Genomic DNA, 20,838 nt, shown 5'->3' with positions numbered 1-20,838 from the left:
ACATGCGACGCTTATGAGCGCCTTTCCTCAGTCAGACGCCCAGATAGGCGTGCAGTTTCTCGATGTTGGCATCGAGTTCGTCGTTCAGGATCTGGTCGACGACCTTGCCCTGCTCGACGACGAAATGGCGGTCCGCGACGGTCGAGGCGAACCGGAAGTTCTGCTCGACCAGAACGATGGTGAAGCCCTCCTGCTTCAGCCGCGCGATGGTCTTGCCGATCTGCTGGATGATGACCGGGGCAAGGCCCTCGGTCGGCTCGTCGAGCAGCAACGTCTTGGCGCCGGTCCGCAGGATGCGCCCGATCGCCAGCATCTGCTGCTCGCCGCCGGACAGCTTGGTGCCCTGCGAGTTCAGGCGCTCCTTCAGGTTCGGGAACAGCTCGAAGATGCGATCGACCGTCATGCCGCCGGTCTTGACCTGCGGCGGCAGCATCAAATTCTCCTCGACCGAGAGTGAGGAGAAGATGCCGCGCTCTTCGGGGCAATAGGCGATGCCGGCGCGCGCGATGGTGCGTGCGGGCAGCTTGATCGTCTCGCGGCCCTCGAAGGTCACCGATCCGGTGCGCTTGGGCAGGATGCCCATGATCGCCTTCAGCGTTGTGGTCTTGCCGGCGCCGTTGCGGCCCAGGAGCGTGACAACTTCGCCCGGCTTCACGTCGAAATTGATGCCGTGCAAGGCATGGCTTTCGCCGTACCAGGCATTGAGATCGCGGACGGCAAGAAGCGGCGCGGAGGCCGACTGTGCCGCGGGCTTTGCGGCCTGGGCTGCATCATGCATGGCCGGCTCCGATATAGGCTTCGACCACGCGCGGGTCCTTGGAAACGGTGGCGTAGTCGCCTTCGGCAAGCACCTTGCCGCGGGCGAGAACCGTGATCGTGTCCGAAAGCGAGGCGACGACCGACAGATTGTGCTCGACCATCAGCACCGTGCGGTTGGCCGAGATGCGCTTGATCAGCGCCGCGATACGCTCGACGTCCTCATGGCCCATGCCGGCCATCGGCTCGTCGAGAAGCAGCATCTCGGGATCGAGCGCGAGTGTCGTCGCGATTTCAAGCGCGCGCTTGCGACCGTAGGAGAGTTCGCCGGCGAACGTATCGGCGAATTCGGAAAGGCCGACATCGGCCAGAAGCTCGTGGGCGCGGTCGTCATAGTCCGTCAGGACTTTCTCGGAGCGCCAGAAATCATACGAGTCGCCGCGTTTGCGCTGCAGCGCGATGCGGACGTTCTCCATCGCCGTCAGGTTCGGAAACACCGCAGAAATCTGGAACGAGCGAACCAGACCCAGCCGCGCGATGTCGGCCGGCGACATTGAGGTGATGTCCTCACCCTTGTAGGTGATCTGGCCGCGCGAGGGCGACAGGAACTTGGTCAGGAGATTGAAGCAAGTGGTCTTGCCGGCCCCGTTGGGACCGATGAGCGCGTGAATCGTGCCCCGCTTCACGCTCAGATCGACGCCTTCCACGGCGAAGAAGCCCTTGAACTCCTTCGTCAGGTCGCGCGCCGACAGAATGATACTGTCAGTCATGCGTATATGTTCCTCCTCGGCACCCGTGCGAGCGTTGCGTGGTTTGTTGCCGGGCTCTCCCATGGCCCACCATCGCACCGCCCTTGGTCCAGGCGCTTGTCGTTGCCGCATGAATGCACGCCGGCGCGGCAGATGCAAGTTCGTAGAAATACGCTGCCTTGCACCGCACAAAGCCTTGCAAAATCAGTCGTTTCAGCCTTCGCAAGCGCGAATTCTACGACTTAAGTCTAAGATTCTTTTCGCAGTGACCATTGGTCAGATCGCGCTCTGGTTGACGCGCCGTGACACCTCTTCAACCGTCTCGACGCGTTCGGAATACCGGTCGGTGAGATAGTCCGAGCGACCGCGCAGGAGAAGCGTGAATTTAACCAGTTCCTCCATCACGTCGACGACCCGGTCGTAATAGGAGGACGGGCGCATGCGGCCGGCATCGTCGAACTCGTTGAACGCCTTGGCAACGGAGGACTGGTTGGGAATCGTAACCATTCGCATCCAACGGCCGAGGATGCGCAACTGGTTGAGCGCGTTGAAGCTTTGCGAGCCGCCGCAGACCTGCATCAGCGCGAGCGTGCGGCCCTGCGTCGGCCGCATGCCACCCAGCGAGAGCGGCAGCCAGTCGATCTGGGCCTTCATGACGCCGGTCATGGCTCCATGGCGTTCGGGCGAACACCAGACATGCGCTTCGGACCACATGGACAATTCGCGCAGTTCGCGAACCTTCGCGTGGTCGGCACTGTCGGCGTCTGGCAAGGGAAGCCCGCGCGGGTCGAAAATCTTCACCTCGGCGCCCAACGCTTCGAGAAGGCGCGCAGCTTCGAGGGTCAGGAACCGCGAATAGGAGCGGTCGCGCAGCGAGCCGTAAAGCATCAGGACACGCGGCTTATGCGTCGCATGGTCCTGCGCAAAGAGTACTTCACGGTCGATCGGGCGGAATGCGTCGGGGCGCAAGGCTGGAAAGTCGGTCATGTCAGCCCGCCTTTACGACCTCGCCGTCCTCCTTGACGAAATCCTCGGCGAGCGGGCTTGGCAGGATATCGAGCACGCGTTCGGATGGCCGGCAAAGGCGGGTTCCTTTCGGCGTCTCGACGATGGGGCGGTTGATCAGGATCGGATGCGCGAGCATGAAGTCGACGAGTTCGCCATCGCTCCATCGGTCTTCGGCGAGGCCGAGCTCGCCGTAGGGCGTGCCCTTCTCGCGCAGGAGTTCGCGCGGCGACAAGCCCATCGCGTCGATCAGTTCGACGAGGCGCTCACGCGACGGCGGCGTCTTCAGATACTCGACGACGACAGGCTCCTCGCCCGAGGCGCGGATCATCTCCAGCGTGTTGCGCGAGGTCCCGCAGGCGGGATTGTGGTAGATCGTGACGGTCATTGCAGGCTCCTTACGCAAACCAGTGGCGGGTTCGGTTGGCGAAGGCGACCAGCGACAGCATCACCGGCACCTCGACCAGAACGCCGACGACGGTCGCGAGTGCCGCACCCGAATTCAGGCCGAACAGGCCGATGGCGACCGCCACGGCGAGTTCGAAGAAGTTGGACGTACCGATCAGCGCGCAGGGCGCGGCGACGTTGAACGGCACCTTCCAGGCGCGCGCGGCGAAATAGGCGAGGAAGAAGATGCCGTAGGACTGGATCAGGAGCGGAATCGCGATCAGGACGATGACCAGCGGATTGGCAAGGATCACATTGCCCTGGAAGGCGAAGAGGAGGACGACCGTCGCGATCAGGCCGACGACCGAGGCCGGCTTCAGCTTTGCCGTGAACGCGGAGACCGCCGCCTCGCCGCCCCGGCCATTGGCCCGGCCGATCAGGCAGGCACGCACGAGTGCGCCGGCCACGAGCGGGATGACGATGTAGAGCGCTACCGACAGGAGCAGTGTTTCCCACGGCACCACGATGTCGGTGACGCCCAGGAGCAGCGCGACGATCGGGGCGAAGGCGAAGACCATGATGATGTCGTTCACCGAGACCTGAACCAGCGTGTAGTTCGGGTCGCCGCGCGTCATCTGGCTCCAGACGAACACCATCGCCGTGCAGGGCGCGGCGCCGAGCAGGATCAGGCCGGCGATATATTGCTGGGCGTCGGCCGGGTCGATAAGCGGCGCGAAGAGATATTCGAAGAACAGAACGGCCAGGGCCGCCATGGTGAAGGGCTTCACCAGCCAGTTGACGACGACGGTCAGCACCAGGCCCTTCGGCTTGTCGCCGACATGGCGCAGGCTGGCGAAATCGACGTTCACCATCATCGGGAACACCATCGCCCAGATAAGAATGGCGACAGGCAGATTGACGGAGGCGATCTCAAGACCCGCGAGCGCGCCGACGAGGCCGGGCGCAACGGCGCCGAGGACAATGCCGGCGACGATTGCTGCCGCGATCCAGGCGGACAGCCACTTTTCGAAAAAGCCGATGCCCGCGGGCGCCGGTACGCTCAAACTCTCATGCGTCATAAGGAAATCCGTTCAGGCGAGCGCGTCGCCGCTTTGGCCGATTTCGTCCAGTCGGCGCTTCAGCGCAAGCCGGTCGACAGCCTCGAGAGGAAGTGCGGTGAAGACCGATATGCGGTTTGCCAGCATGCGGTACGCTTCGGCGAAGGCGAGGTGCCGCTCCGCTTCGGTGCCGTCCGCGCGTGCCGGGTCGGGCACGCCCCAATGCGCCGTCATCGGGTGACCGGGCCATATCGGGCATGTCTCCCCGGCCGCGTCGTCGCAGACCGTGAAGATGAAATCCATCTGCGGCGCGCCGCGCTCTGCGAATTCGTCCCAGCTCTTGGAGCGTGCGAAGCCGGTGTCGATCTTCATGCTCGAAAGTAGGTCGAGCGCGTAGGGGTGAACCGTGCCGCGCGGGTACGATCCGGCCGAATAGGCGCGGAAGCGGTCGCCGCCCAGAGTGTTGAGGATCGCTTCGGCGAGAATGGAGCGGGCCGAGTTCGCCGTACACAGAAACAGGACATTGTAGGATCGGCCGGTCATCTCATCCCTCCTTCAGCACTTGCACACGATGGCATCGAGGACGGGCCGGCAGATTTCGGGCTCCCCCTGGCAGCAATCCTCCATGAGGTAGGCCATCAGGTCGCGAAACCCTGTCATGTCGGCGAAATAACGAATGACACGGCTTTCTCGCTGAGACCGGACGAGGCCGGCCGCCGTCAGGATCTTCAGATGCGCCGAAATCGTATTCTGCACCGCCCCGAGCCGCTCCGCGATCTCGCCGGCGGGAATTCCTGCCGTGCCCGCGCGCACCAAAAGGCGAAAGACATCGAGCCGTGTTTCCTGGCCGAGCGCGGCCAAGGCCGCCAACGATCGAAACTTATCCATATATCTATCCTTCTCGATGTATGCCTATTTTGAATTGAGGATGGTGTCAATCGGCCAATCGCGGCTGGACAAGACTGCCGCGACACGCGAGACATCGGATATGGACGACATCGCAAGACCTCCGACGCCTGCCCGAAAAATGACGCGCGCCTCGCTCGGCTGGCGAACGGCGACCGTCGCAGGCGTCGTTCTGGCGATCGGGCTTTGCCTGTTCCTCATCATCTACGCTTCGAGCGGCTTCCTGCTGCTCTTCGCCGGCATTCTCTTTGCGGTCTTCCTCGATGCCTTCACCACCGGGCTCGGGCGACTCATGCCGATCCCTCGCGGCTTCAGGCTCGCGATCTCGTGTTTCCTGACCAGTGCCGCCGTGATCGGCTTCGTCACCAGCGTCGGCGTCACCGCCGTCTCGCAGACGCCAGACCTGATCCGCACGCTGGAGCGTGAAATCCGCGGCATCGAGCAGATGCTGCAGGAGTACAATGTCGTCGACGTCGTGACGGCGGAGATTACGGATCAGGACATCGACGAGGACGGAAACGGGAATGGCGAGACGTCGACGCGATCGAACGGCATCGCGGACTGGCTGCCCGATCCGTCGGGCCTCTTCGGGCAGGTCCGGGCGGCATTCGCGACGACGTTCGGCGTCATCGGCAATATCGGCGTGATCCTCGTCGTCGGCGTTTTCCTGGCGGCACAGCCGCAGCTCTATCGCGACGGCGCCGTGCGCCTCGTCTCGATCGAGAGCAGGCCGCGCTTTGCCGAAGTTCTCGACGAGATCGGTGTCACGCTGCGGTTCTGGCTCATCGGCCAGTTCGTGACGATGAGCATCATCGGCGTGGTCGTCTACGCCGCACTTGCCGCCGTCGGCATGCCGGGAGCCATTCTTCTCGGCCTGACGGCTGGCGTACTCAACTTCATTCCCGTCCTTGGGCCCATTCTTGCCGGCATCCCCATCATCCTCGTCGCCATGTCGCAGGACTGGTGGGTGGTCGGCTATGCGCTCGGCGTCTACTGTGTCGTCCAGTTCCTCGAAGGCAACATCCTGACGCCGCTGATCCAGCGTCAGGCGGTGAGCCTGCCGCCTGCGCTCATCATGGCGTCGCTGGTTATCATGGGGCTCTTGTTCGGCTTCGTCGGCATCATGCTGGCGACGCCGTTCGCGGCCGTCCTGATGGTGCTGGTCAAGCGGCTTTATATCGAGGATGTGCTGGGCGACAGGGCCGGCTGAGGCAGGAACCGTTCGCGGCCCATCCAGCGGGTGATGAAGAGCACCGCGACGACCGCGAGCCCGACCGACAGGCCGATCCAGATCCCGATACCGTCGAAGCCGAGCGGGAAGGCCAGCGCCACACCGAGCGACATGCCGATCGCCCAATAGCCGATCGCGGCATAGATCATCGGGACGGTCGTGTCGTGAAGGCCGCGCAGCATTCCCCCGCCGACGGCCTGCGCGCCATCGACGATCTGGAACAGGGCGGCGAGCGCCAGGAAGGTGATCGCCATTTCGATGACCGGCAGGTTGACCGGGTCGTCCATGTCGATGAAGGCCCAGATCAGCGCGCGCGGCGCAAGCAGCATGACCAGCGCCACCACCGCCATGAAGCCGACGCCCAGAACGAAGGCCGTCCAACCGGCGCGCGTGATGCCGTCGCGATCGTTCGCCCCGAAGGCGCGGCCGACGCGCACCGTCGCCGCCTGCCCAAGTCCCATCGGGACCATGAAGGTGATCGAGGCGATCTGGATCGCGATCGCGTGGGCGGCGAGCGAAATCGCATCGATCAGGCCCATGAGGAGCGCGGCGGCGTTGAACACCGAAACCTCGAGCGCCAGGACGCCGGCGATGGGCAGGCCGAGCCGGACGAGTTCGCGGAAACGCGGCCAGTCCGCACGCCAGAAGCGGCCGAAAATCGCGTAGCGCCGGAACCGGCGATCCATGGTCACCACCAGAACCATGCCGGCGAACATCAGCGTGCTCGACGCGGTGGTCGCGATGCCGGCGCCGACGATGCCGAGCGCGGGAAAACCCAGATTGCCGAAGATTAGCGCCCAGTTCGCCAAGACGTTGAACGAGACCGCGATGAACATGACGACCATCGCCCAGCCGGGCCGCTCGAGGGCGGAGGTGAAGGAGCGCAGCACGATGTACCAGTAGAAGGGCAAAAGGGCCCATTGCAGGGTCCGCATATAGGCACCGGCCTGCGCCGAAAGATCGGCATCCTGACCCATGGCGATGAGGATCGCCTCCGTCTGCCAGAGCAGGAACCAGATCGGGATCGCGACGAACAGGCCGACCCACATGCCCTGGCGGACGGTGCGGCGCACGTCGCGCACCGAACTCGATTTTCGCCCCAGTTCGCGCGCCATCATCGGCGACGTCGCCAGGATCAGGCCGAGGCCGAATATCATCGGTGCGAAATAGACGTTTGATCCCAGCGTGCCCGCCGCGAGGGCTGCGGGGCCGACACGCCCCATCATCATGACGTCCGTCGCCGTCATCGCGGTCTGGGCGAGATTGGTGAGCACCATCGGCCAGGCCAACAGAAGCATGGCGCGGATTTCGCCGCGCCAGGTGGACATGGACGTCGGAGCGGGCGCGGATTGAAGCATCACGGGCCAATAACGCGATTCGCGCTAGAGGCTAGACCCACCGGCGGCAAGCCGTTGGGTCACGTCGTCAACCGGCAACTGCCGCCTGCGGCTTGAAGGTCATTGCCACGCCATTGATGCAGTGGCGCTTGCCGGTCGGCTGCGGACCGTCGTCGAAAATATGACCCATATGGCCGCCGCAGCGCGCGCAATGGCATTCGGTGCGCGTCATGAACAGCGTGTTGTCTTCCTTGGTGCCGATCGCGTTCGGTTCGGCCTCCCAGAAACTCGGCCAGCCGGTGCCGGAATCATACTTCGTTTCCGAAGAATAAACCGCGAGATCGCAGCCCGCGCAGTGGAACATGCCGGCGCGCTTCTCGTCGTTCAGCGGGCTGGTGAAAGCCCGTTCGGTCGCCTCTTCGCGCAGCACCTGGTACTGCATGTCGGAGAGGATCGAGCGCCATTCGGCCTCGGTCTTCGTCACTTCGAAAGTACCTTCCGCGGCGGCCATCGCATGGCCGGGCATCAGCCGGTAGAGAAGGCTGCCGCCGAGCGCTGCGAAGCCGATGGCGCCGGCGCTGCCGTAGAGAAACTGTCTGCGTGTCATCGGTTCATCTCCTGCGATTGTCAGCACCTTACATGCGGGACCTGCGCACGGGGCAATCAATTCGCGTTGAAAGGCACGTCATGCGAGCCACGCACTCGAAACGAAAAGGCCCCGCCTTTCTCGCGGGTGCAGACGCGAACGCGAAAGGCGAGGCCAAGTCAGCCGGCGACCGATGCGGGAGCAGGGAGGTCGCCGGCCGGTTGCTGAAGACGGTTCTTACATCTGGGGCAGCAGCACCGCGTCGATGACGTGGATCACGCCGTTCGACTGGTCGACATCGGCGATCGTGACAGTCGCCTCGCCGCCGTTCTCGTCGACGAGAACGATGTTGTCGCCGTCCATCTTCGCCGTCACGGTGCAACCGCCGACGGTTTCGATGGCGTGCTCGCCGCCATCATCCGAGATCATGGTGCCGATCGCTTCCGACATCGCGTCGGCGGCAACCACATGGCAGGTCAGGACCTTGGTGAGCTGCTCCTTGTTCTCCGGCAGCAGGAGGTTGTCGACGGTTCCTTCCGGCAGGGCGGCGAACGCGTCATTGGTGGGCGCGAAGACGGTGAACGGGCCTTCGCCCTGAAGCGTCTCGGCGAGGCCGGCAGCCTGAACGGCAGCGACCAGCGTGGTGTGATCGGCCGAGTTCATCGCGTTTTCGACGATGTTCTTGTCGGCGAACATTTCGGCGCCGCCGACCATCGGATTGTCCTGCGCAAGCGCGGAGCCTGCGAGAGCGGACAGGGCGATGGAGCCGGCGAGAATGGTACGCATGAAGTTGCGCATGTTCGAAACCTCCTGAATTGGCCCTCTAGCGGGGCGACACCAGGAGTCACGAAGGAGCGCGTCAAGAGTTTCAGGCCGAACCAAAAAAACGGAGCCAAAAATGAAAATCGGCCGGCAAAGCCGACCGATCTTCATGTCTCGAAAGGCCAGGGAGGCAGTCGTTTATTCGGCCGGCGCCGTCGTCGCCGGGGGCTCCGTCATGCCGGCCGGCTGATCCGTTCCCGCATCATCCGTGCACGCGGCCATCGCCAGCAGTCCGAAAGCAATCAGCGGATACGTCAAAATACGAAACATGTCCTTCACCTCAAATTCCATTGCATTCCCTACCCGCCACCAAGGTAAGGATCGAGATGAATTTGTCGACCGGAGCGGGATAAATTCGGATCAATTCTCAAAAGATGACGTGAAGCAACAATCTACTTCGAAATCGATCAGATGCTGCGAAGATCACCAAGAGCGACCACGGCACCGGTCGGCTGCCCGGTCGGCGAGCCGCCCTCCGGCTCGAGCGATACGGCCAGGATGGCGCCGGCTGCGAACTTAGTGCGCAACTCGTCGGAAGGCCGCACTTCGAGGTGATCGGCATCGGCGAGCACGCCGAGCGAGGCCGGTGCTTCGTCGCCTTCGATAACCCAGAGCTCGAAATCCTGGCCCGCGGCGGCGGCCCCGTCGAGGCGGGTCAGGCTGATCGTCGCATGCGTCTCGTCGTAGAGGGCCAGATAGCGCACGTCCGTCTCGGGATTTTCGAGCGAGGCGACGAAACGCTGCGACGGCGCCTCCTCGCCAGGCGGCTGCAGGTTCCAGCCGACGACCAGCGCCAAGGCGACCACTGAAGCGGCGGCCAGCCCCCGCCAGACGCCGAGACTGTTCCACCACGAGGCTCCTGCCCGCGGTGCCGGCGCGACGTCGCCCGCGAAGATGCGGCTGTCGAGAGCCTGCTTCAGCGAGGCCGGGGCTTCGACCGGCGCGTAGAAATCGCCGAGGGGCGACAGCCGCGCTTCCCATTCGTCGACCAAACGCGCGAACATGATGTCGGCCTCGATGCGACGCGCGACGTCCTGCCGCTCGGACGCCGGCAGCACGCCCAGAACGTACTCGGCGGCGAGCGCTTCGTCGCCTCCAAGTTCCGGTTCGTGAGGGTCGGTCGGCGTCATCTTTCCAGACAGTCCTTCAGCTTCATGAGGCTGCGGCGCAGCCAGGTTCGCATCGTGTTCAGCGGCACGCCATGGCGCTCCGCAAGTTCGGCATAGCTCTCACCGACAAGATAGGCGCCGCGCACGGCTGCGGCACGGTCGGTGTCCAGTTCTTCAAGGCAAAGATGGATTCGCGCGCCCTCGTCGCCGGCAACCGCGAGCGCCTCCGGCCCGGGGGTGGGGTCGGCGATCTCGGCGGCCTCGTCGAGCCCGGTCTGCTTCATCCGACGCGCCCTGATCCGGTCGATCGAATGATTGCGCGCCACAGCCACCAGCCATGAAATCGGACTCAAGTCGGAGACGGCGAAGCGATCGGCCTTGGTCCATATCTTGACGTAGACTTCCTGCAGCGCTTCCTCGGCTTCGGCCCGATCGTTCAAGACACGCAGGCACACGCCAAAAAGTTTCGCGCTCGTTTGCCGATAAAGCAAATCGAACGCTGCGCGGTCGCGCATCGAGGTCCTGACGATCAGCTTCGAGATATCGGGCGGGGTCATCTGGCACCAAACTAGCGGCCAGCTTCGGTTTTGCAACGCCTGATCGCATTTCCTTTTGGGCGGCGAAGGCGTTTGCCCGTTCCGGCGAATGAAGCTAAACAGCCCCCGCCCCAATATCGTGCGAGGACGCCCATGACCCCCGAGCAGCTCGGAACCGCCGAGGAACAGGCCCGACTCCTGTCCGCCGCCCTGCCCTACATGCAGCGCTACGAGAACAAGACGGTCGTGGTCAAATATGGCGGCCACGCCATGGGCAACGTCGAGCTCGGCCGCGCCTTCGCACGCGACATCGCGCTCCTGAAGCAATCAGGCGTCAACCCGATCGTCGTTCATGGCGGTGGGCCGCAGATCGGCGCCATGCTCGCCAAGATGGGCATCGAATCGAAGTTCGAAGGCGGCCTGCGCGTCACCGACCAGAAGACGGTCGAGATCGTCGAGATGGTCCTCGCCGGCTCGATCAACAAGGAGATCGTCGCGCTCATCAATGCCGAGGGCGAGTGGGCGATCGGGCTTTGTGGCAAGGATGGCAACATGGTCTTCGCCGAAAAGGCGCGCAAGACCGTGAAGGACCCCGATTCCAACATCGAACGCGCCATCGATCTCGGTTTCGTCGGCGAGCCGGTCGAGGTCGATCGCACGCTGCTGGACCTTCTCGCCCGCTCCGAGATGATCCCGGTCATCGCGCCGGTCGCGCCTGGCCGCGACGGTCACACCTACAACATCAATGCCGACACCTTCGCCGGCGCCATCGCCGGCGCGCTGGGTGCCTCGCGCCTCCTGTTCCTGACCGACGTTCCGGGCGTCCTCGACAAGAACAAGAACCTCATCGACGAACTGACCGTCAGCCAGGCCCGCCAGCTCATCGCCGACGGCACGATCTCGGGCGGCATGATCCCCAAGGTCGAAACCTGCATCGAGGCGATCGAACGCGGCGTCGAGGGCGTCGTCATCCTCAACGGCAAGACGCCGCATGCGGTGCTGCTGGAGCTTTTCACCGAACATGGCGCGGGAACGCTGATCGTGCCGTAACCCGATGCCTGTCGTCTTTCGTCACCGCGGATTTCGGTTCCTGTTCTACGCGAATGAAGGCGACCCGCGCGAACCGATGCACATCGACGTCGTCAAGGACGGGATCGATGCAAAGTTCTGGCTTTGGCCTGAGGTAGGCGTTGCCTACAATGACGGCTATAATGCCAGGACATTGCGCGAACTGGTCGAAATCATAGCCAATCGCAGACCCGAGATTGCGAGGTCATGGAATGAGTTCTTTGGTGAAGGCAACTAACGTCAAGTTCGATGCCGACAGTTTCTGGGTCGATCTCTCTGATGGCCGCACGATCGGCGTTCCACTTGCGTGGTTCCCGCGCCTGTTGCGCGCATCGCGCGCTCAACTGGAAAGCGTGACGATCAGCACGCGGGGACTCCATTGGGAGGAACTGGACGAAGACATTTCCATCGACGGACTTCTGGCGGGCCGAGGCGATCAGACGCCGAATCGTTCTTCGGAGCATGCCGCCTAACCCACCAGCATCAGCACCACGATCCCCGCCACGATCAGTGCGCAGCCGGCGATTTCGATGCGGTTGATGGCCTCCTTGAAGAAGAAGACCGACGCGGCGAAGGTGAACAGCATTTCGACCTGCGCCAGCGCCTTGACGACGGCGGCCTGCTGCAGCGTCATCGCCATGAACCAGCCGAAAGACGCCGTCGCGCCGACGAACCCCGTGAAAAGCGAGAGCTTCCAAGCGCGCCTGATGCGGCCGATCTCGGCGCGGTCCTTCCACAGCATCCACGCTGCCATGATCACCGTCTGGAAGGTGATGACGACGGCGAGCGTCACCGCTGCCTGCATCATGAAGTTCGGGCCGCCGAGCGAAAGCGACGCGGCACGGTAGGCGACGGCCGAGATGCCGAAGGCGGTGCCCGAGGCAAGGCCGATCAGCGCGTTGCGCGCCATCATGGACGTCACCAGATTGCGCCAGGTAATCTGCATGTGGGCGACCGAGATCAGCATCACGCCAAAGACGCTGATGGCGATGGCGGCGAGCGTTCCCGCCGTCACGCGCTCGCCGAAGAAGATCAGCGCGAAAAGCGCGGCCTGCGCCGGCTCGGTCCGCGAATAGGCGGTGCCGACAGCGAAATTGCGAAACGAGAACAGGTGGATCAAGAGGAAGGTCGCGGTGATCTGGCCGATGGCGCCGACCACGACCCACGCTGCGAAGGTCGCGTTCAGCGACGGCAGGTCGAAGCCGGCGATGCCGTGCAGTCCGGCAACGAAGGCAAGCGCGAAGGGCAGGCCGAAGCCGAAGCGCACGAAAGTCGCGCCGGTCGTTCCCATGACGCTCTTCAGATGCTTCTGGCCGGCCGACCGCAGATTCTGCAGGAACGCGGCCGCGATCGTGATGGGAATCCAAAGTTCCATGTCGCCCCCTGACGCGAGAGCGGCTAGGGCATAAAGATCGTTCGCGCAAGCCGGGCGTTGCGCTCGGCCGCACGCTGCGCCAAAACACGACCATGACCAATCTTCCCGATCCCGCCCGCTTCGCCCATGTCACGGACTGGGTGTTCGACCTCGACAACACGCTCTATCCGCACCACACGAACCTCTTCGCGCAGATCGACGTGCGAATGACGCGTTACATCAGCGAGCTTCTGACGCTTCCGTCGGATGAGGCGCGGCTGATGCAGAAGGAACTCTACAAGGAATACGGGACGACGATGAAGGGGCTGATGGAGCGCCATTCCATCGATCCGGACGATTTCCTGCAGAAGGTCCACGACATCGACTATTCGCCGGTCGAGGCCTCGCCCGAACTCGGCGCAGCGATATCGGCGCTGCCGGGCCGCAAGTTCATCTTCACCAATGGCGACCGCAAGCATGCGGAGAATACGGCGCGCCGGCTCGGCATTCTCGACCATTTCGACGACATCTTCGACATCGTGGCGGCCGGGCTCAATCCGAAGCCTGCCCGCGCGACCTACGACACGTTCGTGGCCCTGCACGACGTGGTGGGGTCGAATGCGGCGATGTTCGAGGATTTGGCGCGCAATCTCCACGTGCCGAAGGCGCTCGGCATGACCACCGTGCTCGTCGTGCCGAACAATTTCGAGCCGACCTTCGCGGAAGTCTGGGAACAGGACCCGGACCACGAGGACGACGTCGATTATGTCACCGACGATCTGACGTCGTTCCTGACCTCGATCCTGGCGAAGCGCTAAACACGCGGGTCTAAGGTGCGGTACGGGACGGGGTCGACCGCGTCGTCCGGATTGGCGCCGGCGCTGCGCGAAGGCGGCAGGTTGCCGAGTTGCTCGGCACTCGACACGCCGGGCCGCTTGTCCTTGTCGAACGCGCCGTCCTTGCGCTCGGTCTCGTCGGGAAGCGAATCCTGCGGATGCTCGTCAGGCTGTTCAGCGTGGCCGAGGTCTTTTTCCTGCTGATGCTTAATGACGTCGTCGTCGGTGCTGGTGCGTCCGCCCATGGCAATTCTCCTTTGGGGGAGAAACGCCGCTCGCGCCGCGCCTGTTCCGCTCAGTGGCGGTGCGCCTTGATCATCGCCGGTTCGCGAACCGGAAACTGCAGCAGCACCCGGCCCGCCTTCTCGAACTCCAGCGTCATCTCGATCTCGTCCTCGGTGACCAGCGCTTCGTCGATGCCTGTCAGCATGAAATGCAGCCCGCCCGGCTTGAACTCGACCCTGTCACCCGGACCGATCTCGATGCCGCCCTCCACCGGCCGCATCTTCATCACCCCTTCCTCAATCGCCATCTCGTGCATCTCGACGCGGGGTGCGGCGAGCGCGGTGGCGCCGATCAGCCGGTCGGCCGTGTCGCCGCGGTTGAGGATCGACAGATAGGCAGCCGCCATCTTCTGGCCGGGCTGCATCGCCCGCACCCATGCGCCCGAAAGCTGCAGGTCGTCGGCCATCACCGTGTCGAGGTCGACGCAGCCCGCCACGTCGAAGACCTGCCCCTCCAGGCACTCCTCGTCGGCGGCGAAGGCGGGGGCGGCAAGCGCAAAAAGGGCGACACAGGCGGCCGCAATCAGCCGAAGCGGGACGAGAATCATGATGCGAAGGTCCTTTCCGACCTATTGTCCACCGTCGATCTCATAGAAACGCGCAATCACGTCCCAGGCTTCCTGCGCGGTATCGACGAAATCGATGATATCCTGGTCTCCGGGAGAAATCGTGCCCTGTTCGGCCAGAAAGTCGAGATCGACCGCCCGCTCCCAGAACGACTTGCCGAAGCAGATCACCGGGACGCGTTCCATGCGGCCGGTCTGGATCAGCGTCAGCGTCTCGAAGAACTCGTCCATCGTGCCGAAGCCGCCGGGAAATACGGCCACGGCCTTGGCGCGCATGACGAAGTGCATCTTGCGGATCGCGAAATAGTGGAAGTTGAAGCAGAGTTCCGGCGTCACGTAGGGGTTCGGCGCCTGCTCGTGCGGGAGGACGATGTTGAGGCCGATCGAGGGTGCGTCGACATCGGTCGCGCCGCGGTTGCCGGCCTCCATGACGCCGGGCCCGCCGCCGGTGACGACGACGAATTCGCGGTATCCGTAGCTGGCCGAATGCTGCGAGCAGAGGCGGGCGAATTCACGGGCCTCGTCGTAATATTTCGCATTGGCCAGGAGGTTCTTCTTCTGCACCACGTTCTTGGCCGCCCATGCCTCGCCGCCCGGTTCGGGAATGCGCGCGCCGCCGAACAGGATCACGGTCGATTCGATGCCGCGCTCCGCCAGCACCATGTCGGGCTTCAACAGTTCGAGTTGCAGGCGGACGGGGCGCAGTTCGCGCCGCGTCATGAACTCCTCGTCGTCCCAGGCCAGCCGGTAGGTTGGTGCGCGCGTTTGCGGCGTATCAGGCACGCTCTTGGCGCGCTCGCGATCCTCGTCCGAATGCGGCAGAGGCGACCAGTCGTTCTTTTTCGTCCGTTGCATGAAAGCCGAATACCCCAATCTTGCGCGAAGCGCTTCGCGCCCGTCCATTTCACCCAGTCAAACCATGAAATGGCGGCACTTGCACGTGGCTTGCGCCGATACCGCGCTTGGCCTAGTTTCCGCGCCGACCGGGAGCCGCCCATAACCCAGTAGCGAGCGGCCTTCACACCTATGCAATGGAGCAAATTGATGACCAAGCCCGATATCGGCGCGCTCGAACAAAGCATCGAAAAGGCGTTCGACGAGCGTGACGGAGTGGGCACGGGCACCAAGGGCGAGATCCGCGACGCGGTCGAGACCGCGCTCAACCTGCTCGACCGAGGCGAGGCGCGCGTTGCCGTGCGTCAGGCGGACGGCTCGTGGATGGTCAATCAGTGGCTGAAGAAGGCCGTGCTGCTCTCCTTCCGGCTTAACGACATGGAAGTCATCAAGGGCGGGCCGGGCGATTCGGTCTGGTGGGACAAGGTGCCCTCCAAGTTCGATGGCTGGAGCGCGGTCGACTTCCAGCGCGCCGGCTTCCGCGCCGTGCCGAACGCGGTCGTGCGCCGCTCGGCCTTCATCGCGCCGGGCGCGATCCTGATGCCGTCCTTCGTCAATCTGGGCGCCTATGTCGGCGAAGGCACGATGGTCGACACCTGGGCCACCGTCGGCTCCTGCGCGCAGATCGGCAAGAACGTGCATCTTTCGGGCGGCGTCGGCATCGGCGGCGTGCTCGAACCCATGCAGGCCGGCCCGACCATCATCGAGGACAATTGCTTCATCGGCGCGCGCTCGGAAGTCGTGGAGGGCTGCATCGTGCGCGAGGGATCGGTGCTCGGCATGGGCGTTTTCATCGGCAAGTCGACAAAGATCGTCGACCGTGAGACCGGGTCGATCACCTATGGCGAAGTGCCGCCCTATTCGGTCGTCGTCGCCGGCGCGCTGCCCGGCAAGCCGATGGGCAATGGCGAGCCCGGTCCGAGCCTCTATTGCGCTGTCATCGTCAAGAAGGTCGACGAGAAGACGCGCTCCAAGACCTCCATCAACGACCTCCTGCGGGCCTGATCCGGTGAACCAGTTTCCGATCCTCTGGCTGTTCTTCGGCCTCAAGGGACGCATCAGCCGCGTCGCCTTCCTGCTCGGTGGCCTGATGATGACGGTCGTCACCTTCTTCGTGCTTTATCGCATGTCGGTCGCCGAAGAGGTCGGGCAGGGGTTCGAATTCTGGAACTCCGTCCTCGGCGTCGTCGTCTTCGTGTCGCTCTGGTGCCAGGCAGCGCTCGCCGCCAAGCGGCTGCACGACATCGGACGGCCGGGGCTTTTTGCCGTCGCGATGTTCGTCCCGCTGATCAACTTCATCGCCTTCATCGCGCTTTGCGTAATTCCCGGCGAGCGCGGTCCGAACAAGTATGGCGCGGCGACCAACGCGCCCAGCTAAAGCGAGACGAGCTTGACCAAGCCGACCGATCCCGTCGAAAACCTCGCCGCCCTCATCCGCTGCCCGTCGGTGACGCCCGCTGAAGGTGGTGCGCTCACGGCGCTCGAGGCGATGCTGGCGCCCGTCGGCTTTTCCGTCGAGCGTCCGACTTTTTCGGAAGACGGCACGCCGGACGTCGAAAATCTCTATGCCCGCCTGTCGGGCAACGGCCCGCATCTGATGTTCGCCGGCCATACCGACGTCGTGCCGGTCGGCGACGAGGCGGCGTGGACGCATCCGCCTTTCTCGGCCGAGATCGCGAACGGCATGATGTATGGTCGCGGCGCGGTCGACATGAAGGGCGGCATCGCCTGCTTCGTCGCCGCCGTCGCGCGCTATGTCGAAAAGCATGGCGGGCTCAAGGGCTCGGTCTCGCTGCTCATCACTGGCGACGAGGAAGGCCCCTCCATCAACGGCACGACCAAGCTGCTCGACTGGGCTGCAAAGAAGGGCGAGGCGTGGGACGCGGCCATCGTTGGCGAGCCGACCAATCCGAACACGCTCGGCGACATGATCAAGATCGGCCGGCGCGGTTCGGTCTCGGCCGACCTGATCGTCAACGGACGGCAGGGCCATGCGGCCTATCCGCACCTCGCCGACAATCCGGTGCGCTCCATCGTGGCGCTTCTCGACGCACTTTTGCACCCCGCACTCGACGAGGGCACCGACGACTTCCAGCCGACCAACCTCGAAGTGACGACGGTCGATGTCGGCAATCCGGCGGTCAACGTCATCGCCGCCAAGGCCAAAGCCTCGTTCAACATCCGCTTCAACGACACCTGGACGCCCGAAACGCTGCAGGCGGAAATCCACAACCGGCTCGACCGCGCGGCGTCCCGCACGCGGCTGCGGCCGGGCAAGGACGAACGCATCGACTTCGAACTGATCTGGCGCGACCGGCCGAGCCCCGTCTTCCTCACCCGCAACGACAAGCTCACCGACACGCTCTCTGCCTCGGTTAGCGCCGTCACCGGCCTGACGCCGACGCTCTCGACCTCCGGCGGCACGTCGGACGCGCGCTTCATCAAGGATTTCTGCCCGGTCGTCGAATTCGGCCTCGTGGGCCAAACCATGCACATGGTTGACGAGCGCGTGGCTCTTGCCGACCTCGAAACGCTGACGCAAATCTATCTGCGTTTCCTCGAGGACTGGTTCGGATAGACCTTAAATGCCTTCGGCCGACTACGTTCAGCAATCGCTTTCCGGCGCCGCGCGCCTCATGGCCGGCAAGAAGGACGGGCTGCGCTTCCTCGACATCTCGGCCGACGGTTTCTGGACCTCGTTCTTCGCCATCGTGATCGCGCTGCCGGCGATGACGGTCGGCTGGGTGACCCTCGCCAACGAACTCGCCTTCCAGGGCGACGGCATCGGCAGCCGGTTTTCGATCGTGCTGAGGCTCGCGACCATCGACGTGCTCGCCTGGATCATCCCGCTTGCGGTCTTCGCACTCCTTGCAAAGCCGGCCGGCATTGCAAGCCGGTTCGTCCATTTCGTCGTCGCCAGCAACTGGGGCTCGGCGATCTATGTCTGGATCATGCTGCCGCCCTCTCTCATCCGGCTCTTCTGGCCGGATGCCGGAGAGGGGGTCACGGCATTTTCGCTCGGCCTGTTCTTTTTCACCATGGTCCTTGCCTGGCGGCTGACCAATGCCGTTCTCGACAAGGGACCGGCCTTCGCGACCGGGGTCTTCACCGCGATGTTCCTGGTGTCGCTCTTCGTGCTTTTCACGCTGCAGGGCGTGTTCGGGCTCGTTCAGTCGTAATCGACACGCGTGAGAAACAGCCCGTCGGGCGGCGCAACCTGGCCGCAGCGGGCGCGGTCGGCGGCATCGAGCGCCGCGCGAACATCCGCGACCGACCACGCCCCCTCGCCCGCCTTCTTCAGCGTGCCCACCATCGAGCGGACCTGATTGTGCAGGAACGAACGCGCCGAGGCGCGGATTTCGACGATGTCGCCGTCGCGCGTCACATCTAGCCGGTCCAGGGTGCGGACCGGGCTGTTCGCCTGGCACTGGACCGAGCGGAATGTCGTGAAGTCGTGCCTGCCGAGCAGCGTCTGTGCGGCTGCGTGCATCGCCTCGGCATCGAGCGCCTTCGGAACGTGCCACGCGCGGCCTAGATCGAGCGCGGCGGGCGCGCGGCGGTTGAGAATACGGAAGAGATAGTGCCGGGCGCTGGCCGAAAAGCGGGCATCGAAATCCTCGCCTACAGCCTCTACCGCGAAGACCGCGACCGGGTCGCCGGCGAGCCGAAGATGCGCGTTGAGCGCGCCCATCAGCTTGTCCGCCGTCCAACTCCCGGCAAGATCGACATGCGCCACCTGGCCCGTCGCGTGAACGCCGGTATCGGTGCGCCCCGCCCCGCGGATCGACACGCGCTCGGCGGTGAAGCGGAAGATCGCGTCCTCGATCGCCTGCTGGACGGTGGGCAGATCGGCCTGCCGCTGCCAGCCGGAATAAGGCCGGCCGTCATATTCGATGTCGAGTCGAAACCGGGCCATCACATTTCAGAAAAGGCGGCGGCGTACACGAGCCGCCCCATGGTCGGCGCCTCTGTCGAGAAGGCGAGCGCCTGCAGATATTCGCCTTGATAGTCGCTCTCGAATTTTTCCGCGCGCCGACGGGTGTAGCCGAACTTGCCGTAATAGGCCGGGTCGCCGAGGACCACCGACAATTCCTCGCCGGCATTCTTCAACAGATGATGCGCGTTCTCGATCAGCGCCTTGCCGACGCCGGTGCGCTGCTTGTCGGGCCGCACCGCCAGCGGCGCGAGCGCCACGGCATCCGCGCTGCGGTTCTTCGATTCGACGACGAGCCGCGAGAACAGGATGTGACCGTAGACCTGCTGCTCGTGCGTCGCGACGAGTTCGAGCACGTCGTCGCCCGCTGCACGAAGGGCTTCGACCAGCTCCGCCTCGCCGGGATTGCCGAACGCTTCTTCCAGAACCCAGCGCACGTCTTCCGCGTCGCGCGACTCAAAAGGCCGGATCACCAGTCCCCGCATCATAGCCTGTCGCCCTTTTTCAATCCCGCGCCGCGCAGGAAGGCCCCAGCCTCCATCGGCCTGCCGCCCGCGCGCTGCACTTCGACGAGGCGGACCGCGCCATCTCCGCAGGCGATCGTCAGCCGGTCGTCGAGGATCGTACCGGGCATGCCCGCACCCTCGCCCATTGTCGAGCGCAGCAGCTTCAACCGCTCCGGCTTGCCACCGATAGTCGCCTCGCACCATGCACCGGGGAATGGCGAGATACTGCGGATGCGGTCATGCACCTCGGGCGCAGGTTTCGACCAGTCGATCCGCGTCTCGTCCTTGGAAATCTTGGCGGCGTAGGTCGCGCCCTCGCCTGATTGCGCGACGGTCGGCAGGTCGCCGGCCTCCAGCCTGCCCAGCGCCTCGACCATCAGCCGCGCACCAACATCGCGCAGCCTATCGTGGAGTTCGCCCGCCGTCATGTCGGCGCCGATCGCGACACGCTCGGTCAGGGCGACCGGGCCTGTGTCGAGGCCTTCGTCCATCTTCATGACCATCATGCCGGTCTCGGCATCGCCGGCCATGATCGCGCGCTGGATCGGCGCGGCACCGCGCCAGCGCGGCAGGAGCGAGGCGTGGCCGTTATAGGCACCGAGGCGCGTTCCATCGAGAATCGCCTTCGGCAGGAGCAACCCGTAGGCGACGACCACAGCGACATCCGCGCCCAGCGCACGGAATGCAGCCTGCTCGGCCTCGCCTTTCAGCGAAACGGGGGTGCGGACCTCAATGCCGAGGCTTTCCGCGAGATCGTGGACAGGGGATTTCTTCAGTTCCAGTCCGCGCCTTCCGGCGGGGCGCGGCGGCTGCGAATAGGCGGCCACGACCTCGTGCCCCGCCTCGACAATCGCCTTCAACGTCGCCGCCGAAAATTCCGGCGTGCCCATGAAGATGACGCGCAGCGCCACCGG

The 20,838-nt window shown here is 64.3% G+C and carries 29 protein-coding genes; 9 read left to right on the top strand and 20 right to left on the bottom strand.

The window, feature by feature from the left end:
* Positions 1–31: 31 nt before the first annotated feature.
* The 7 genes from ACT6QU_RS06300 to ACT6QU_RS06270 all read right to left on the bottom strand — a co-directional run bounded on the left by ACT6QU_RS06300 (position 32) and on the right by ACT6QU_RS06270 (position 4,843).
* Positions 32–778 carry an ABC transporter ATP-binding protein gene (locus ACT6QU_RS06300; protein WP_444563368.1) on the bottom strand — a complete coding sequence of 249 codons (747 nt, stop codon included), beginning with the start codon at positions 776–778 and terminating at the stop codon, positions 32–34.
* Positions 771–1,526, bottom strand: coding sequence for an ABC transporter ATP-binding protein (locus ACT6QU_RS06295; protein WP_024586647.1), 756 nt, complete (start codon positions 1,524–1,526; stop codon positions 771–773). The genes ACT6QU_RS06300 and ACT6QU_RS06295 overlap by 8 nt, the downstream gene beginning before the upstream one ends.
* Before the next feature lie 255 nt (positions 1,527–1,781).
* On the bottom strand, positions 1,782–2,492 hold the full coding sequence (gene arsH, locus ACT6QU_RS06290) for an arsenical resistance protein ArsH (protein ID WP_444563369.1): 711 nt from the start codon (positions 2,490–2,492) through the stop codon (positions 1,782–1,784).
* A gap of 1 nt (position 2,493) precedes the next feature.
* Entirely contained in the window at positions 2,494–2,898 is a 405-nt protein-coding gene (gene arsC, locus ACT6QU_RS06285) for an arsenate reductase (glutaredoxin) (protein WP_444563370.1), read from the bottom strand.
* Between the two features lie 10 nt (positions 2,899–2,908).
* Positions 2,909–3,976 (bottom strand): ACR3 family arsenite efflux transporter, encoded by a 1,068-nt coding sequence (gene arsB / locus ACT6QU_RS06280; RefSeq protein WP_444563371.1) that lies wholly within the window; start codon positions 3,974–3,976, stop codon positions 2,909–2,911.
* A gap of 12 nt (positions 3,977–3,988) precedes the next feature.
* Complete coding sequence (locus ACT6QU_RS06275; protein ID WP_444563372.1) at positions 3,989–4,498, bottom strand: arsenate reductase ArsC; 510 nt, start codon at positions 4,496–4,498, stop codon at positions 3,989–3,991.
* Positions 4,499–4,510: 12 nt separating this feature from the next.
* Positions 4,511–4,843 carry an ArsR/SmtB family transcription factor gene (locus ACT6QU_RS06270; RefSeq protein ID WP_024586652.1) on the bottom strand — a complete coding sequence of 111 codons (333 nt, stop codon included), beginning with the start codon at positions 4,841–4,843 and terminating at the stop codon, positions 4,511–4,513.
* 100 nt (positions 4,844–4,943) lie between these two features.
* Between ACT6QU_RS06270 and ACT6QU_RS06265 the strand changes: the two genes are divergently transcribed.
* Entirely contained in the window at positions 4,944–6,071 is a 1,128-nt protein-coding gene (locus tag ACT6QU_RS06265) for an AI-2E family transporter (RefSeq protein ID WP_444563373.1), read from the top strand.
* Here the strand turns inward: ACT6QU_RS06265 and ACT6QU_RS06260 are convergent.
* From ACT6QU_RS06260 to ACT6QU_RS06235, 6 genes are all read right to left on the bottom strand, one after another.
* On the bottom strand, positions 6,035–7,420 hold the full coding sequence (locus ACT6QU_RS06260; protein WP_444563374.1) for an MATE family efflux transporter: 1,386 nt from the start codon (positions 7,418–7,420) through the stop codon (positions 6,035–6,037). The genes ACT6QU_RS06265 and ACT6QU_RS06260 overlap by 37 nt on opposite strands.
* Before the next feature lie 97 nt (positions 7,421–7,517).
* Entirely contained in the window at positions 7,518–8,036 is a 519-nt protein-coding gene (gene msrB / locus ACT6QU_RS06255) for a peptide-methionine (R)-S-oxide reductase MsrB (RefSeq protein ID WP_444563375.1), read from the bottom strand.
* A gap of 216 nt (positions 8,037–8,252) precedes the next feature.
* Complete coding sequence (locus tag ACT6QU_RS06250; RefSeq protein WP_444563376.1) at positions 8,253–8,813, bottom strand: fasciclin domain-containing protein; 561 nt, start codon at positions 8,811–8,813, stop codon at positions 8,253–8,255.
* Between the two features lie 162 nt (positions 8,814–8,975).
* Positions 8,976–9,128, bottom strand: a complete 153-nt coding sequence (locus ACT6QU_RS06245) for a hypothetical protein (protein WP_161632250.1) — start codon at positions 9,126–9,128, stop codon at positions 8,976–8,978.
* A 116-nt stretch (positions 9,129–9,244) separates the two neighbouring features.
* Positions 9,245–9,967: an anti-sigma factor gene (locus ACT6QU_RS06240; RefSeq protein ID WP_444563377.1), complete on the bottom strand. Its 723-nt coding sequence runs from the start codon at positions 9,965–9,967 to the stop codon at positions 9,245–9,247.
* A complete protein-coding gene (locus ACT6QU_RS06235) occupies positions 9,964–10,503 on the bottom strand; it encodes a sigma-70 family RNA polymerase sigma factor (protein WP_024586658.1) in 540 nt (179 codons plus the stop codon). The genes ACT6QU_RS06240 and ACT6QU_RS06235 overlap by 4 nt, the downstream gene beginning before the upstream one ends.
* Before the next feature lie 132 nt (positions 10,504–10,635).
* On the opposite strand from ACT6QU_RS06235, the gene argB reads away from it, so the two are divergent.
* From argB to ACT6QU_RS06220, 3 genes are read left to right on the top strand one after another with little or no spacing between them, the layout of a single operon-like run.
* Positions 10,636–11,532 (top strand): acetylglutamate kinase, encoded by an 897-nt coding sequence (gene argB / locus ACT6QU_RS06230; protein ID WP_444563378.1) that lies wholly within the window; start codon positions 10,636–10,638, stop codon positions 11,530–11,532.
* Between the two features lie 4 nt (positions 11,533–11,536).
* Positions 11,537–11,788 (top strand): DUF4160 domain-containing protein, encoded by a 252-nt coding sequence (locus ACT6QU_RS06225; protein WP_444563379.1) that lies wholly within the window; start codon positions 11,537–11,539, stop codon positions 11,786–11,788.
* Positions 11,763–12,023: a DUF2442 domain-containing protein gene (locus ACT6QU_RS06220; protein WP_444563380.1), complete on the top strand. Its 261-nt coding sequence runs from the start codon at positions 11,763–11,765 to the stop codon at positions 12,021–12,023. Before ACT6QU_RS06225 ends, ACT6QU_RS06220 begins: the two co-directional genes overlap by 26 nt.
* Here the strand turns inward: ACT6QU_RS06220 and ACT6QU_RS06215 are convergent.
* The gene (locus ACT6QU_RS06215; RefSeq protein ID WP_444563381.1) at positions 12,020–12,925 is read right to left on the bottom strand and encodes an EamA family transporter; all 906 of its coding nucleotides are present in this window, start codon (positions 12,923–12,925) and stop codon (positions 12,020–12,022) included. The genes ACT6QU_RS06220 and ACT6QU_RS06215 overlap by 4 nt on opposite strands.
* A gap of 92 nt (positions 12,926–13,017) precedes the next feature.
* On the opposite strand from ACT6QU_RS06215, the gene ACT6QU_RS06210 reads away from it, so the two are divergent.
* On the top strand, positions 13,018–13,722 hold the full coding sequence (locus ACT6QU_RS06210; protein ID WP_444563382.1) for a pyrimidine 5'-nucleotidase: 705 nt from the start codon (positions 13,018–13,020) through the stop codon (positions 13,720–13,722).
* Here the strand turns inward: ACT6QU_RS06210 and ACT6QU_RS06205 are convergent.
* Genes ACT6QU_RS06205 through ACT6QU_RS06195 form a run of 3 tightly spaced genes read right to left on the bottom strand, consistent with a single transcriptional unit; the run spans position 13,719 to position 15,445 of the window.
* Positions 13,719–13,985, bottom strand: coding sequence for a hypothetical protein (locus tag ACT6QU_RS06205; protein ID WP_444563383.1), 267 nt, complete (start codon positions 13,983–13,985; stop codon positions 13,719–13,721). The genes ACT6QU_RS06210 and ACT6QU_RS06205 overlap by 4 nt on opposite strands.
* A 50-nt stretch (positions 13,986–14,035) precedes the next feature.
* A complete protein-coding gene (locus tag ACT6QU_RS06200; protein WP_444563384.1) occupies positions 14,036–14,572 on the bottom strand; it encodes a copper chaperone PCu(A)C in 537 nt (178 codons plus the stop codon).
* A gap of 21 nt (positions 14,573–14,593) precedes the next feature.
* Complete coding sequence (locus ACT6QU_RS06195) at positions 14,594–15,445, bottom strand: LOG family protein (RefSeq protein WP_444563385.1); 852 nt, start codon at positions 15,443–15,445, stop codon at positions 14,594–14,596.
* Positions 15,446–15,634: 189 nt separating this feature from the next.
* On the opposite strand from ACT6QU_RS06195, the gene dapD reads away from it, so the two are divergent.
* From dapD to ACT6QU_RS06175, 4 genes are read left to right on the top strand one after another with little or no spacing between them, the layout of a single operon-like run.
* On the top strand, positions 15,635–16,489 hold the full coding sequence (dapD, locus tag ACT6QU_RS06190; protein WP_444563386.1) for a 2,3,4,5-tetrahydropyridine-2,6-dicarboxylate N-succinyltransferase: 855 nt from the start codon (positions 15,635–15,637) through the stop codon (positions 16,487–16,489).
* A gap of 4 nt (positions 16,490–16,493) precedes the next feature.
* Positions 16,494–16,862 carry a DUF805 domain-containing protein gene (locus tag ACT6QU_RS06185; protein ID WP_024586668.1) on the top strand — a complete coding sequence of 123 codons (369 nt, stop codon included), beginning with the start codon at positions 16,494–16,496 and terminating at the stop codon, positions 16,860–16,862.
* Between the two features lie 12 nt (positions 16,863–16,874).
* Positions 16,875–18,062, top strand: a complete 1,188-nt coding sequence (dapE, locus tag ACT6QU_RS06180) for a succinyl-diaminopimelate desuccinylase (RefSeq protein ID WP_444563387.1) — start codon at positions 16,875–16,877, stop codon at positions 18,060–18,062.
* A 7-nt stretch (positions 18,063–18,069) separates the two neighbouring features.
* Positions 18,070–18,663, top strand: a complete 594-nt coding sequence (locus ACT6QU_RS06175) for a transporter (protein WP_444563388.1) — start codon at positions 18,070–18,072, stop codon at positions 18,661–18,663.
* Here the strand turns inward: ACT6QU_RS06175 and truA are convergent.
* Genes truA through fmt form a run of 3 tightly spaced genes read right to left on the bottom strand, consistent with a single transcriptional unit; the run spans position 18,654 to position 20,835 of the window.
* Positions 18,654–19,400 carry a tRNA pseudouridine(38-40) synthase TruA gene (gene truA / locus ACT6QU_RS06170; protein WP_444563389.1) on the bottom strand — a complete coding sequence of 249 codons (747 nt, stop codon included), beginning with the start codon at positions 19,398–19,400 and terminating at the stop codon, positions 18,654–18,656. The genes ACT6QU_RS06175 and truA overlap by 10 nt on opposite strands.
* On the bottom strand, positions 19,400–19,903 hold the full coding sequence (locus tag ACT6QU_RS06165; protein WP_444563434.1) for a GNAT family N-acetyltransferase: 504 nt from the start codon (positions 19,901–19,903) through the stop codon (positions 19,400–19,402). The genes truA and ACT6QU_RS06165 overlap by 1 nt, the downstream gene beginning before the upstream one ends.
* The gene (gene fmt, locus ACT6QU_RS06160; protein ID WP_444563390.1) at positions 19,903–20,835 is read right to left on the bottom strand and encodes a methionyl-tRNA formyltransferase; all 933 of its coding nucleotides are present in this window, start codon (positions 20,833–20,835) and stop codon (positions 19,903–19,905) included. Before fmt ends, ACT6QU_RS06165 begins: the two co-directional genes overlap by 1 nt.
* Between the last annotated feature and the right edge of the window lie 3 nt (positions 20,836–20,838).

The sequence above is a fragment of the Aliihoeflea sp. genome (assembly GCF_052435475.1).
GTDB lineage: Bacteria > Pseudomonadota > Alphaproteobacteria > Rhizobiales > Rhizobiaceae > Aliihoeflea.
The sequence above is the reverse complement of the archived record's forward strand: the minus strand, read 5'-3'. Positions and strand labels throughout refer to the sequence as shown.

Bases quoted from the DNA above. Each gene is read 5' to 3' on its own strand.
- ACT6QU_RS06300 (WP_444563368.1), bottom strand. From the start codon at position 778: ATGCATGATGCAGCCCAGGCCGCAAAGCCCGCGGCACAGTCGGCCTCC.
- ACT6QU_RS06295 (WP_024586647.1), bottom strand. From the start codon at position 1,526: ATGACTGACAGTATCATTCTGTCGGCGCGCGACCTGACGAAGGAGTTC.
- arsH (WP_444563369.1), bottom strand. From the start codon at position 2,492: ATGACCGACTTTCCAGCCTTGCGCCCCGACGCATTCCGCCCGATCGAC.
- arsC (WP_444563370.1), bottom strand. From the start codon at position 2,898: ATGACCGTCACGATCTACCACAATCCCGCCTGCGGGACCTCGCGCAAC.
- arsB (WP_444563371.1), bottom strand. From the start codon at position 3,976: ATGACGCATGAGAGTTTGAGCGTACCGGCGCCCGCGGGCATCGGCTTT.
- ACT6QU_RS06275 (WP_444563372.1), bottom strand. From the start codon at position 4,498: ATGACCGGCCGATCCTACAATGTCCTGTTTCTGTGTACGGCGAACTCG.
- ACT6QU_RS06270 (WP_024586652.1), bottom strand. From the start codon at position 4,843: ATGGATAAGTTTCGATCGTTGGCGGCCTTGGCCGCGCTCGGCCAGGAA.
- ACT6QU_RS06265 (WP_444563373.1), top strand. From the start codon at position 4,944: ATGGACGACATCGCAAGACCTCCGACGCCTGCCCGAAAAATGACGCGC.
- ACT6QU_RS06260 (WP_444563374.1), bottom strand. From the start codon at position 7,420: ATGTCCACCTGGCGCGGCGAAATCCGCGCCATGCTTCTGTTGGCCTGG.
- msrB (WP_444563375.1), bottom strand. From the start codon at position 8,036: ATGACACGCAGACAGTTTCTCTACGGCAGCGCCGGCGCCATCGGCTTC.
- ACT6QU_RS06250 (WP_444563376.1), bottom strand. From the start codon at position 8,813: ATGCGCAACTTCATGCGTACCATTCTCGCCGGCTCCATCGCCCTGTCC.
- ACT6QU_RS06245 (WP_161632250.1), bottom strand. From the start codon at position 9,128: ATGGAATTTGAGGTGAAGGACATGTTTCGTATTTTGACGTATCCGCTG.
- ACT6QU_RS06240 (WP_444563377.1), bottom strand. From the start codon at position 9,967: ATGACGCCGACCGACCCTCACGAACCGGAACTTGGAGGCGACGAAGCG.
- ACT6QU_RS06235 (WP_024586658.1), bottom strand. From the start codon at position 10,503: ATGACCCCGCCCGATATCTCGAAGCTGATCGTCAGGACCTCGATGCGC.
- argB (WP_444563378.1), top strand. From the start codon at position 10,636: ATGACCCCCGAGCAGCTCGGAACCGCCGAGGAACAGGCCCGACTCCTG.
- ACT6QU_RS06225 (WP_444563379.1), top strand. From the start codon at position 11,537: ATGCCTGTCGTCTTTCGTCACCGCGGATTTCGGTTCCTGTTCTACGCG.
- ACT6QU_RS06220 (WP_444563380.1), top strand. From the start codon at position 11,763: ATGAGTTCTTTGGTGAAGGCAACTAACGTCAAGTTCGATGCCGACAGT.
- ACT6QU_RS06215 (WP_444563381.1), bottom strand. From the start codon at position 12,925: ATGGAACTTTGGATTCCCATCACGATCGCGGCCGCGTTCCTGCAGAAT.
- ACT6QU_RS06210 (WP_444563382.1), top strand. From the start codon at position 13,018: ATGACCAATCTTCCCGATCCCGCCCGCTTCGCCCATGTCACGGACTGG.
- ACT6QU_RS06205 (WP_444563383.1), bottom strand. From the start codon at position 13,985: ATGGGCGGACGCACCAGCACCGACGACGACGTCATTAAGCATCAGCAG.
- ACT6QU_RS06200 (WP_444563384.1), bottom strand. From the start codon at position 14,572: ATGATTCTCGTCCCGCTTCGGCTGATTGCGGCCGCCTGTGTCGCCCTT.
- ACT6QU_RS06195 (WP_444563385.1), bottom strand. From the start codon at position 15,445: ATGCAACGGACGAAAAAGAACGACTGGTCGCCTCTGCCGCATTCGGAC.
- dapD (WP_444563386.1), top strand. From the start codon at position 15,635: ATGACCAAGCCCGATATCGGCGCGCTCGAACAAAGCATCGAAAAGGCG.
- ACT6QU_RS06175 (WP_444563388.1), top strand. From the start codon at position 18,070: ATGCCTTCGGCCGACTACGTTCAGCAATCGCTTTCCGGCGCCGCGCGC.
- truA (WP_444563389.1), bottom strand. From the start codon at position 19,400: ATGGCCCGGTTTCGACTCGACATCGAATATGACGGCCGGCCTTATTCC.
- ACT6QU_RS06165 (WP_444563434.1), bottom strand. From the start codon at position 19,903: ATGCGGGGACTGGTGATCCGGCCTTTTGAGTCGCGCGACGCGGAAGAC.